The 11,943-nt window shown below is 62.2% G+C and carries 8 protein-coding genes; 7 read left to right on the top strand and 1 reads right to left on the bottom strand.

What is annotated here, in order from left to right; translation table 11 throughout:
• Positions 1 to 78: 78 nt before the first annotated feature.
• Positions 79 to 2,421, bottom strand: coding sequence for a Tex family protein (locus AB7951_RS24275; protein ID WP_439062098.1), 2,343 nt, complete (start codon positions 2,419 to 2,421; stop codon positions 79 to 81).
• Positions 2,422 to 2,660: 239 nt separating this feature from the next.
• Between AB7951_RS24275 and AB7951_RS24270 the strand changes: the two genes are divergently transcribed.
• The 7 genes from AB7951_RS24270 to AB7951_RS24240 all read left to right on the top strand — a co-directional run bounded on the left by AB7951_RS24270 (position 2,661) and on the right by AB7951_RS24240 (position 11,718).
• The gene (locus AB7951_RS24270; RefSeq protein ID WP_089262612.1) at positions 2,661 to 3,914 is read left to right on the top strand and encodes an Hsp70 family protein; all 1,254 of its coding nucleotides are present in this window, start codon (positions 2,661 to 2,663) and stop codon (positions 3,912 to 3,914) included.
• 94 nt (positions 3,915 to 4,008) lie between these two features.
• Positions 4,009 to 4,590 (top strand): TetR/AcrR family transcriptional regulator, encoded by a 582-nt coding sequence (locus AB7951_RS24265; RefSeq protein ID WP_089262610.1) that lies wholly within the window; start codon positions 4,009 to 4,011, stop codon positions 4,588 to 4,590.
• Between the two features lie 115 nt (positions 4,591 to 4,705).
• Positions 4,706 to 6,052, top strand: coding sequence for an MFS transporter (locus AB7951_RS24260; RefSeq protein WP_120288329.1), 1,347 nt, complete (start codon positions 4,706 to 4,708; stop codon positions 6,050 to 6,052).
• A 112-nt stretch (positions 6,053 to 6,164) separates the two neighbouring features.
• Positions 6,165 to 7,271, top strand: coding sequence for an efflux RND transporter periplasmic adaptor subunit (locus AB7951_RS24255; protein WP_120288330.1), 1,107 nt, complete (start codon positions 6,165 to 6,167; stop codon positions 7,269 to 7,271).
• A gap of 27 nt (positions 7,272 to 7,298) precedes the next feature.
• The gene (locus tag AB7951_RS24250) at positions 7,299 to 10,439 is read left to right on the top strand and encodes an efflux RND transporter permease subunit (protein ID WP_439062099.1); all 3,141 of its coding nucleotides are present in this window, start codon (positions 7,299 to 7,301) and stop codon (positions 10,437 to 10,439) included.
• Positions 10,440 to 10,458: 19 nt separating this feature from the next.
• Positions 10,459 to 11,058, top strand: a complete 600-nt coding sequence (locus AB7951_RS24245) for a TetR family transcriptional regulator (RefSeq protein WP_441256074.1) — start codon at positions 10,459 to 10,461, stop codon at positions 11,056 to 11,058.
• A 36-nt stretch (positions 11,059 to 11,094) separates the two neighbouring features.
• On the top strand, positions 11,095 to 11,718 hold the full coding sequence (locus AB7951_RS24240) for a flavin reductase family protein (protein ID WP_439062100.1): 624 nt from the start codon (positions 11,095 to 11,097) through the stop codon (positions 11,716 to 11,718).
• Positions 11,719 to 11,943: the final 225 nt, after the last annotated feature.

The following is an 11,943-nucleotide window of genomic DNA, read 5'->3' as shown; positions in this document are numbered from 1 at the left end:
GAGCATTTGCGACGAAGCAATCCAGACTGCGCTTTTGGCTTCTGGATTGCTTCGCTTCGCTCGCAATGACGGGGAGAGTTACTTCGCCTTTCCGGCGCCCTTCTCGGCTGCACGGCGGAGTGCCTCTGCAAATGCACCACCGCCACTGCTCTCCTGCTTCGCCGGAGCACGCGATGTCATCTGGCGCTCGTTGAAGCGCGGGCCGCGATCGGCTTGCGGGCGGTCGGCCTTGGCACCGACGGGGTCATCCATGCGCAGCGTCAGGGCGATGCGCTTGCGGGCGACTTCGACTTCCAGCACCTTCACCTTGACGATGTCGCCTGACTTCACGACCTCGCGCGGATCCTTGATGAAGGTCTTGGACATCGCCGAGATGTGCACCAGACCATCTTGATGCACGCCGATATCGACGAAGGCGCCGAAGGCAGCGACGTTGGTCACAGTGCCTTCGAGCACCATGCCGGGTTTGAGGTCGCTCAGCTTCTCGACGCCTTCCATGAACACCGCAGCCTTGAAGGCGGGGCGGGGGTCGCGACCGGGCTTTTCGAGTTCTTTCAGGATGTCGGTGACGGTCGGCAGACCGAAGGTGTCGTCGACGAAGGTCTTCGGCTGCACCTTGCGCAGGATCTCGGCATTGCCGATCAGCGCCTTGATGTCGCTCTTGGTAGCTTCGAGAATCTTGCGCACCAGCGGATAGGCTTCCGGATGCACGCCGGACTTGTCGAGCGGATCCTCGCCATCATTGATGCGCAGGAAGCCGGCGCATTGTTCGAACGCCTTCGGGCCAAGCCGCGGCACTTCCTTCAGCGCCTTGCGTGACTTGAACGGGCCGTTGGCGTCGCGGTGCTGCACGATGCTCTGCGCCAGACCGGTGCCGATGCCGGACACGCGTGCCAGCAGCGGCGCCGATGCCGTGTTCACGTCGACACCGACGCCGTTCACGCAGTCTTCCACCACGGCATCGAGCGACCGCGCCAGCTTGCTCTCGCCGAGATCGTGCTGGTACTGGCCGACGCCGATCGCCTTCGGATCGATCTTCACCAGTTCGGCCAGCGGATCCTGCAGGCGGCGCGCAATCGACACCGCGCCGCGCAGCGTGACGTCGAGTTCGGGCAATTCTTCGGAGGCGAAAGCGGAGGCCGAATAGACCGAGGCGCCGGCTTCCGACACCACGATCTTCGACATCTTCAAATCCGGCAGTAGCTTCACCAGCTCCATCGCCAGCTTGTCGGTCTCGCGCGAGGCCGTCCCGTTGCCGATGGCGATCAGATCGACCTTGTGCTGGACGGCGAGCTTGCCGAGCATGGCGAGCGACGCATCCCACTGGCGCTGCGGCTCATGCGGATAGATCGTGGTCGTTGCGACGACTTTACCGGTGGCGTCGATAATCGCGGTCTTCACACCCGAACGGAAACCGGGATCGAGACCCATGGTGACGCGCGCGCCGGCAGGCGCTGCGAGCAGGAGATCGCGCAAATTGGAGGCGAACACGCGGACGCCTTCTTCTTCGGCCGCAGTCCACAGCCGCATGCGCAGGTCGATGTTGAGATGCACCTGGATCTTGGTGCGCCAGGCCCAGCGGGTGGTTTCGGTCAGCCACTTGTCACCGGGGCGGCCCTGATCGGAGACGCCGAAGCGGTTCATGATCTTCAGCTCATAGGAGCTGGGTGTCGTTGTCGGAGCAGGCGCGGCCGGCACCGGCTCGGGCTGCATCGCGAGATCGAGGATCTCTTCTTTCTCGCCGCGGAACAGCGCGAGAATGCGATGCGACGGCAGCTTGTGCAGCGGCTCGCTGAAGTCGAAATAGTCCTTGAACTTCTCGCCTTCGGTCTTCTTGCCGGTGCGCACGGTCGAGGCCATCAGGCCGTTCGACCACATCTGCTCGCGCAGCGCGCCGATCAGATCGGCATCTTCGGCGAAGCGCTCGACAAGAATGGCGCGCGCGCCGTCGAGTGCAGCGGCGACATCGGCGACGTTCTTCTCGGCATTGACGAAAGCTTCGGCAACTTTCTTCGGATCGTTCTGCGGCTCGGTGAGCAGCAGTTCCGATAGCGGTTCAAGGCCGGCTTCCTTGGCGATCTCGGCCTTCGTGCGGCGCTTCGGTTTGAACGGCAGATAGATGTCCTCGAGACGGCCTTTGGTTTCGGCGGTCATGATCGCCGTTTCGAGCGCAGCGTCGAGCTTACCCTGTTCGCGCACCGATTCCAGAATCACGAGACGGCGTTCTTCGAGTTCGCGCAGATAGGTCAGGCGCTCTTCCAGCGTGCGCAGTTGCGCGTCATCGAGACCGCCGGTGATTTCCTTGCGGTAACGCGCCACGAACGGCACCGTCGCGCCGCCGTTGAGCAGTTCTACCGTCGCGGCGACTTGCTGTTCGCGCACGCCAAGTTCGTCTGCGATCTTCTGATTGATGTTTGCCACGCGTAGAGATTCCTTCGAAATTCCGTGGCGGGTCATACCGCCGTCGCAAACCGCTTATGGACCGATGCCGCACGATTCATCAACCCCGGCGGATGCAGTCGATTGTTCTGTGGATCGCGTTGTTTTGCTTCGAAAATTGCAGTGTTCGATGCGCTTCATGACAGTCCGGCTGTGCAAAAATATAATGCTAGATCGCGGCCTGCGAACTGTGTAGACGGACGTTCCTTTCGGGAGCGGCAATGTCGGTTTGTGGTCTGGATTTTGGGACGTCGAACACGACGCTCGGCACGGTCATCAATGATGTTCCGGTGCTGGCGGCGCTCGAAGACTATCATGTCACAATTCCGAGTGCGATCTTTTACAAGGCCGATACCGGCGCCTTCATCGGCCGCAAGGCGATTGAGGCCTATGTCGAGGGGGCGCCTGGCCGCCTGATGCGCAGCCTTAAATCCGTGCTTGGCACGTCGCTGATCGACGAGACGACGCGCGTCGGCCGCGAACGCGTCAGCTTCCGCAATGTCATCGCCTATTATCTCGGTGCGGTGAAGCGGCGTGCGGAACAGGCCACAGGGCTTGAACTCCGCCAAGTCGTCCATGGCCGTCCCGTCCATTTCGTCGATGACAATCCGGCGGGCGATGCCAAGGCCGAAGCTACGCTGCGCGCCATCGCGAAAGACGTCGGCTTCGAGGACGTCACGTTCCAGTTCGAGCCGATTGCCGCGGCGCTGGATTACGAGCGCCAGATCAATTCGGAGGAGATCGCGCTGATCGCCGATATCGGCGGCGGCACGTCGGATTTCTCCATCGTGCGCCTTTCGCCCGAGCGGCACCGTCATGCCGACCGCAAGGACGACATTCTCGCCAATGACGGCGTGCGCATCGGCGGTACCGATTTCGACAGACATCTCAGCCTCGGCGTGATCATGCCGCTGCTCGGCTATCGCTCGGCGATGAAGCGCGCGGGGCTCGATGTGCCGTCAGGCTATTTCCACGATCTGGCGACCTGGTCGAGCATCAACCGGATGTACGATTCCAAGGTCATGAATGAGGTGAAACAGGTGCGCTATGAGGCACAGCAGCCGGAGCTGCTGGATCGCTTGGTGCGCGTACTGGACGAGCAGCGCGGCCACACACTGGCCATGGAAGTCGAGGGCGCCAAGATTGGCCTGTCCGACAAGCCGAAATCGAGCATCGCGCTGGACTGGATCGAGCCGGGTTTGGCCGCTGGCGTCGCCCGCAAGGAGCTCGTCAGCCACACCCAGTTGCTCGCCGATCGGATCACCGCGCGGATCAAGATCTGCCTGAACCAGGCCGGATTGAAGCCCGAAGCGATCGATGCGGTGTTCCTGACCGGCGGTTCGGTGCAGCTCGCCCATGTCCGCAAGGCGATCACGGCGGCGCTGCCGGCCGCCCGCGCTATCGATGGCGACACGTTCGGGGCCGTCGGCAAGGGTTTGACTGTCGAGGCGGCCCGCCGCTACGGGCACGGCTAGACCCAAAGGCCAGGGCAGTAAAAGGGGGCTGAACGCCTTGTGGTTATGCGCGGCGGTCGCTTGATCCGGCGCCCGGCACAGCCATATTAAGTCCATGGCGAAGCTCTCGAATCGCGACAGGATTCTCACCGCAGGCCTCGCGGTCGTGCATGCGCGCGGCTATGCGGGGGCCAGTGTTCGCGACATCGTGCATGCCGCGGGTGTGCCGCAGGGCACCTTCACCAACCACTTTACCTCCAAGGAAGAATTCGGCCTCGAGATCATCGATCTCTATTTCGCGAAGGGTCGCGAACTGATGGCGCAGACGCTGCGCAATGAGGGCCTGTCGCCACTGGCGCGGTTGCGCGCCTATATCGATGCCAATGTGGCCCGGCTCACCGAAGACCAGATGTGCAATGGCTGCCTGTTCGGCAACTTCACGGCAGAAGCCAGCGACCACAGCGACCTCATTCGCGACCGGCTGCTGACGATCTTCGCCGATGTTCAGCAGAGTATTGCCGAATGCCTGACCTCCGCGGTGAAAGCCGGCGAGCTGCCGGCCGACTTCAAATGCGCGGAGGTTGCGGGTTTCATCGTCTCCTCGCTGCAGGGCGCCAACCTGCTGTCGAAAGCCGAACGCAGCCCGGCACCGATTGAGCGCTTCGCGCAGGTGCTGTTCACGCAGGTGCTGCGCTGAGCTGATTGCTGCTCTGCACAGACATTGCCGCTCCCCGGGTCTTTCGCTAAACCGTGCGACATGACAGCGCGGCCCGCAGAGGCCGTTGCCGACAACAAGCGACCGGGAGTGAACCATGAGCCAGACCGCCGTCGGGGCGCGCGCCACGCGCAGCGCGAAATCCGACATCGAAGCCTCAACCATCCGCGCCATTTCCTGGCGGCTGATCCCGTTTCTGGTGCTGGCTTATTTCCTGGCCTATCTCGACCGCGTCAATCTTGGCTTCGCCGCGCTCACCATGAATGCCGAGCTGAATTTCTCGCCCACCGTTTTTGCATGGGGCGCCGGCATCTTCTTCATCGGCTATTTCATTTTTGAAGTTCCCAGCAATATCGCGCTGGAGAAATTCGGCGCCAGCCGCTGGATCGCGCGCATTATGGTGAGCTGGGGCATCATCTCCGCGCTGATGGCGATCGTCAGTGGCCCGTGGAGCTTCTACACGCTGCGCTTTCTGCTCGGTGTCGCTGAGGCCGGCTTCTTCCCCGGCATTATCCTCTATCTCACTTACTGGTTTCCGGCAGAATATCGCGCGCGTTTCCTCGCCGCCTTCGCGATCGCGGTGCCCGTATCCACGGTGATTGGCGCGCCGATCTCCGGCATGCTGCTGGGGCTCGACGGTGTCATGGGCCTGAAGGGCTGGCAGTGGTTGTTCATCATCGAAGGCATTCCTTCGGTCATTCTCGGCGTCGTCACCTGGTTCTATCTCACCGACAAGCCTGAAAAGGCCGAATGGCTGACGCCCGACCAGAAGATGTGGCTGTCCGACAAGCTTGAAGGCGAGCGCCTTGCCAAGGAGAGCGCCCATGGCATGACGCTGGGGCAGGCGCTGTCGTCGCCGAAGGTGCTGATGCTGAGCGTGGTCTATTTCGGCTTTGTCGGCGCCCTCTATGGCATGCAGTTCTGGCTGCCGCAGATCGTGAAGGCGTTCGGCTTCACCAACCTGCAGACCGGTTTCGTCACCGCGATCCCTTATCTGTTCGGCTCCATTGCCATGGTGTTGTGGGCGCAGCATTCCGACAAGACCCGCGAACGCGTCTGGCATGTCGGTCTGCCGCTGCTGCTGACCGCCGTGGCGCTCGCGCTGTCCGGCATCTCCACCAATCCGACCCTGACCATGGTCGCGCTGACGATCGCTGCGATCGGCGTGTTCTGCACCTTCGCCTTGTTCTGGACGCTGCCGACTGCGTGGCTCAGCGGCACGGCGGCCGCGGGCGCCATCGCGCTGATCAATTCGATCGGCAATCTCGCCGGCTTCGGCGGTCCCTATCTGATCGGCTGGGTCAAGGAGCTGACGGGCAGCACCTCGACCGGGCTTCTGGTTCTGGCGGCCATGCCGCTGGTCGCCGGTATTCTCGTGCTGGTCGGCAATCACGGGACAGCAACGGAGTTCGCGGCTACCGGCAAACCGGCGCGGGTGAAATAAGGCCGGGACGGGGTGCGGCAATCTGCCGAAATTGTGACCACTGACGAATATTGACATTCGTCAGTGGTCACGCCTAAATTCCCTTCGAACATTCATTCGAAGGACGCTCGTGATGCTCGGCCACACCAAAGTCAGCGCTTCCCGCAAGCCATTCGCTGCCGCGCTCTTGCTGATCCCGGCCCTTGCTCTGGCCGGATGCGGCAAGAAAACTGAGGCGGAAGCCAAGCCAACCCGCCCCGTGCTGGTCGCGACTGTGCATTACGAGCCGGAATCGCCGCAGCGCAGTTTCGTCGGCACCATCCGCCCGCGGATCGAGACCGATATGGGCTTCCGGGTCACCGGCAAGGTCGCCAAGCGCCTTGTTGAGGTCGGCCAGAACGTCGAGATCGGCCAGCCGCTGGCTACGCTCGACGAGGTCGATCTGAAGCTGCAGGCTGAGCAGGCGGTCGCCGAACTCAACGCATCCACGGGCGTGCTGGCCAATGCCACCGCAGCCGAAGGCCGCGCCACCGAGCTGCGCGCCAAGGGCTGGTCCACCCAGGCACAGCTCGATCAGGCCAAAGCCACGGGCGACGAAGCCCGCGCACGTCTCAATCGTGCCGAACGCTCTGTCGAACTCACCAAGAACAGCCTCTCTTATGCGACGCTGATCGCCGACACCCGCGGTGTTGTCACCGCGACGCTGGTCGATGCCGGTCAGGTCGTCGCCGCCGGGCAGGCCGCCATCCGTGTCGCGCGTTTCGGCGAGAAGGAGGCGGTGGTTTCCATTCCGGAAACGCTGGTTGGCCGTGCCAAGGAAGGCAAAGCCAGCGTGACGCTGTGGTCCGAGCCCGGCAAGCAATATTCCGCCAAGCTGCGTGAACTTGCGCCTAATGCCGACACCGCGACCCGCACCTATCTCGCCAAATTCTCGCTGCCCGAGGCCGACGACAAGGTGTCGCTCGGCATGACGGCGACGCTGACGCTGTCCGATCCCGCCACCGAACGCGTTGCGCGCGTGCCGCTCTCGGCGCTGTTCAGCCAGGGCAACAACCCTTCGCTCTATGTCGTGAGCGCATCGGGCGACGTCGCGCTGCAGCCCGTCAAGGTGAAGTCCTATGAGAGTAACGACGTCATCATATCAGGTGGCGTCGATGAAGGTGCCAAGATCGTGACGCTCGGGGTGCAGAAACTGGACCCTGCGCTGAAGGTCCACGTCGTCTCCGCATTGTCGTTTTAAGACACTCGCATTCAAAGGACGAAGCCGATGCATCGCTTCAACCTCTCCGCCTGGGCGGTCAGCCATCCCGCGCTGATCCTGTTTCTGATCATAGCGCTCGGCGTCGGCGGCTTCTTCTCGTACGAGAAGCTGGGCCGCGCCGAAGATCCGTCCTTCACGGTGAAGGTCGTTAACGTCACGGCGATCTGGCCGGGCGCGACCGCCAAGGAAATGCAGGAGCAGGTTGCAGATCCCATCGAGAAAAAGATGCAGGAGCTGCCTTACTTCGACAAGGTGCAGACCTATTCGAAGCCGAACTTCACGGCGCTGCAGGTCACGTTCAAGGACAATGCGCCGGCGAAGGACGTGCCGTTCCTGTTCTATCTGCTGCGCAAGAAGCTTGCCGACGTGCAGGGCAGCTTGCCGGCCAATCTGGTCGGGCCAACGGTCAATGATGAGTTCAGCGACGTCGACTCCATCCTCTACATGATGACTGGTGACGGCGCCGACTTCAAACAGTTGAAGGTGGTCGCTGAAGGCCTGCGCCAGCGCCTGCTGAAGGTGAAGGGTGTCACCAAGGTCAATCTCTACGGCGCCCAGGACGAGCGCATTTTCGTCGAATTCTCCCACGCCAAGCTGGCGACGCTCGGCATCACGCCGCAGACGCTGTTCGACTCGCTCGCCAAGCAGAACGCGATCCAGCCGGCGGGCACGGTGGAAACCTCGTCGCAGCGCGTGCCGCTGCGTGTCACCGGTGCACTTGATGGCGCCAAAACCGTCGCGGAGACGCCGGTCGAGAGTAACGGGCGCACGTTCCGCCTCGGCGATATCGCGACGGTTAGCCATGGCTTCGTCGATCCGCCGGATTTCAAGGTCCGGCAGAAGGGCCAATACGCACTCGGCATCGGCGTGGTGACGGCGAACGGCGCCAACATTCTTGAACTCGGCAAGGACGTCGAAAAGGCCAAGAACGAGTTCATGGTCGCCGTCCCGCAGGGCGTCAATGTCGAGCAGATCGCCGATCAGCCGCTGGTGGTCGAACACGCCGTTGGCGAATTCACGCACTCGTTCATCGAGGCCCTGGGGATCGTGCTGTTCGTCAGCTTCCTTGCGCTCGGCTGGCGCACCGGCATCGTGGTCGCACTGTCGGTGCCGTTGGTGCTTGGTATCGTCTTCATGGTCATGAATGCGATGGGCATGGACCTGCATCGCATCACGCTAGGTGCGTTGATTATCGCGCTCGGCCTCCTAGTCGACGACGCGATCATTGCGGTCGAGATGATGGTGGTGAAAATGGAGCAGGGCTGGGACCGCGTGCGCGCAGCGTCCTTCGCCTGGGAGTCCACGGCATTTCCGATGCTCACGGGCACGCTCATTACGGCCGTCGGCTTCCTGCCGATCGGCTTTGCGAATTCCGCAGTGGGCGAATATGCCGGCGGCATTTTCTGGGTTGTGGCGATATCGCTGATCGCCTCGTGGTTCGTCGCGGTGATCTTCACGCCCTATATCGGCGTCAAGCTGCTGCCGAACTTTGCTGCCCACGGAAAGGCCAATCACGATCCGCATGCGGTCTATGAGACGCGCATCTATCGCGGGTTGCGCAGCGTCGTGCAGTGGTGCGTCACGCACCGCATCAAGGTGGTGGCTGCCACCGTCGGCATCTTCATCGCGGCCATCGTCGGTTTCGGCCATGTCCAGCAGCAGTTCTTCCCGCTGTCTGAGCGCCCCGAACTGTTCCTGCAGCTGCGCCTGCCGGAAGGCACGGCCTTTGGCGTTACCGAAAAGGCGGTCAAGGACGCCGAGAAGCTGCTCAAGGACGACAAGGACATCGCCACCTATACGGCCTATGTCGGCCGCGGCTCGCCGCGCTTCTGGCTCGGCCTCAATCCGCAGCTCCCGAACGAGGCCTTCGCCGAGATCGTGATTGTGTCCAAGGATGTCGAGGCACGTGAGCGCATCAAGTCCAAGATCGAGAAGGCCGTCGCCGATGGCCAGCTGCCGGAAGCACGCGTGCGCGTCGATCGCTTCAACTTCGGCCCGCCGGTCGGTTTCCCTGTCCAGTTCCGCGTCATCGGGCCGGATACCGCGACCGTGCGCGATATCGCCTACAGGGTGCGTGAGGTTATGCGCGCCAACAAGAATATGGTCGATCCGCAGCTCGACTGGAACGAGCAGACGCCTTCTCTCAGGCTGGTGGTCGACCAGGACCGCGCCCGCGCCCTCGGCCTGACGCCGCAGGAGTTGTCACAATCCCTGGCGATGCTGATCTCCGGCGCGTCGGTCACGAACGTGCGTGACGGTATCGAGAAAGTGGGTGTCGTTGCCCGTGCCGTTCCGTCGGAACGCCTCGATCTCGGCCGTGTGGGCGATCTCACCATCGTCTCGCGCAACGGCGTTCCGGTGCCTTTGTCACAGGTGGCAAAGATCGAATATGCCCATGAGGAGCCGATCCTCTGGCGCCGTAACCGCGACATGGCGATCACCGTGCGCGGCGACGTCGTCGATGGCGTGCAGCCCCCGGATGTCACCAACCAGATCTGGCCGCAGTTGCAGCAGATCCGCGACAGCCTGCAGCCGGCCTATCGCATTGAGATCGGCGGCGCGGTGGAAGAATCCAGCAAGGGCAATGCCTCGATCGCCGTGCTGTTTCCGCTGATGATGATCATCATGCTGACGCTGCTGATGGTGCAGTTGCAGAGCTTCTCGCGCCTGATCCTGGTGTTCCTGACGGCGCCGCTCGGCATCGTCGGCGCCTCTTTGGCGCTGAACGTTGCCAACAAGCCGTTCGGCTTCGTGGCACTGCTCGGCCTGATCGCGCTGGCGGGTATGATCATGCGCAACGCCGTTATTCTGGTGGATCAGATCGAAACCGACGTGCGACACGGCCTGACCCGCCGCGAAGCCATCGTCGAGGCGACCGTGCGCCGTGCGCGTCCGGTCATCCTGACGGCGCTGGCGGCCATTTTGGCGATGATCCCGCTGTCGCGCTCGGCCTTCTGGGGCCCGATGGCGGTCACCATTATGGGGGGATTGTTTGTGGCGACGTTCTTGACGTTGTTGTATCTCCCGGGCCTCTATGCCCTATGGTTTCGCAAGAGCCTGGATGAACGCGGATCGGGTGAGGATGTGGATCATCACGCACCGCACCATCACGACAAGAAGCAGGCCTTTCCGCTTGCTGCCGAATAGCTAAAGACTGTTATCCGAGATGACTCTGATTTCTGAACACGTCGAAGCCGATATGCGAGGCCGCATCGTTGTGGTCGCGGAAAAGCTGTTTCGTGAAATCGGCTACCAGAAGACCACGGTCGCCGACATCGCGAAGGTGCTGCGAATGAGCCCGGCGAACGTCTATCGCTTCTTCGATTCGAAGAAGTCGATCATCGCGGCAGTGGCGCAGCGATTGATGGGGGAAGTTGAAGAGGCCGCTGGAGCGATTGCTGAAAATCCGCAGTCGGCCGCCGCGCGGCTCCGCGAACTGCTGACGTCGATCCATGAGATGAATGCCGAACGCTATGTCGGCGATGCCAAGCTGCATGAGATGGTCGCCATCGCCATGGAAGAGAGTTGGGATGTCTGCACTGCTCATATGGAGCGCATCACCGTTACCATCGGCGGTGTCATCGCGGACGGTGCTGCCAAGGGTGAGTTTCAGGCTCCGGACGTCGAATTGGCAGCCATGTGCGCCTGCACCGCCATGATGCGGTTCTTTCACCCGCAGATGATCGCGCAATGTGCGACGAAACCTGGCCCGACCCTGGACCAGATGATCGACTTCGTTCTTGCCGGGTTGGCCCCGCGGGGCTAGACGATCTCTCTGACGTCAATTCAGGGGATCTTCCGCGTGACCGCATTCGATCTGCATTCTTACGAGCCCGTCAACGGCCACGGCCTCAAGCACGATCCCTTCAATGCCATCATCGGTCCGCGTCCGATCGGGTGGGTCTCCTCCCGGGATGCCAATGGCCACGTTAATCTGGCGCCATACAGCTTCTTCAACGCCTTCAACTACACGCCGCCGCTGATCGGCTTTTCCAGCATCGGGATCAAGGACTCCGCCCGCAACATGCAGGCGACGAAGGAATTCGTCTGGAATTTGGCTACCATGGATCTGGCCAAGCAGATGAACGCCACGGCGGCGCATGTCGGCCCGGAAGTCGATGAATTCGAGATCGCCGGCCTGACGCCGGTGCCGAGCAAGCTGGTGAACGTACCTCGTGTCGGCGAGAGCCGGGTCGCTTTCGAGTGCAAGGTGACCCAGATCATCGAACTCAAGGGCGCGAACGGCGCTTCGGCCAACGCCTTCCTCACCATGGGTGAAGTCGTCGCCGTGCATATCGACAAGACCCTGATCGTGGATGGCGTGTACCAGACCGCATTGGCTGGCCCGATCCTGCGCGCCGGTCGCCGCGGCGACTATTTCCACATCAAGCAGGACGCCATGTTCGAGATGAACCGGCCGGACTGAGGCCGGCTATTCTTCCGGCATTTCGGTCGCGCGACCACTGGTCACGCGGCGGGAAATCGCCTTTCGGGAACCGTTGCGGTATCCTGTCGTTAATGATGGCTCGATGCTGTCAAATTTCGCTTGAATTTCAATGCGAAAGCTAAGGTGACACCGACGCCGTCCTGCAAGAGCGTCTGCCTTTTGGCGCCCGTGGTCCGCCCGGACTGCCGGTCGTCTCGATTGAGA

Origin of the sequence: Tardiphaga sp. 285_C5_N1_2 (assembly GCF_052076065.1) — a bacterium.
GTDB classification, from domain to species: domain Bacteria; phylum Pseudomonadota; class Alphaproteobacteria; order Rhizobiales; family Xanthobacteraceae; genus Tardiphaga; species Tardiphaga robiniae.
Note: the sequence above shows the minus strand (reverse complement) of the source record. Positions and strands in the feature narration are given on the sequence as shown.

Excerpts from the sequence above, each read along its gene's own strand:
- AB7951_RS24270 (WP_089262612.1), top strand. The coding sequence starts at position 2,661 with ATGTCGGTTTGTGGTCTGGATTTTGGGACGTCGAACACGACGCTCGGC.
- AB7951_RS24265 (WP_089262610.1), top strand. The coding sequence starts at position 4,009 with ATGGCGAAGCTCTCGAATCGCGACAGGATTCTCACCGCAGGCCTCGCG.
- AB7951_RS24260 (WP_120288329.1), top strand. The coding sequence starts at position 4,706 with ATGAGCCAGACCGCCGTCGGGGCGCGCGCCACGCGCAGCGCGAAATCC.
- AB7951_RS24255 (WP_120288330.1), top strand. The coding sequence starts at position 6,165 with ATGCTCGGCCACACCAAAGTCAGCGCTTCCCGCAAGCCATTCGCTGCC.
- AB7951_RS24250 (WP_439062099.1), top strand. The coding sequence starts at position 7,299 with ATGCATCGCTTCAACCTCTCCGCCTGGGCGGTCAGCCATCCCGCGCTG.
- AB7951_RS24245 (WP_441256074.1), top strand. The coding sequence starts at position 10,459 with ATGACTCTGATTTCTGAACACGTCGAAGCCGATATGCGAGGCCGCATC.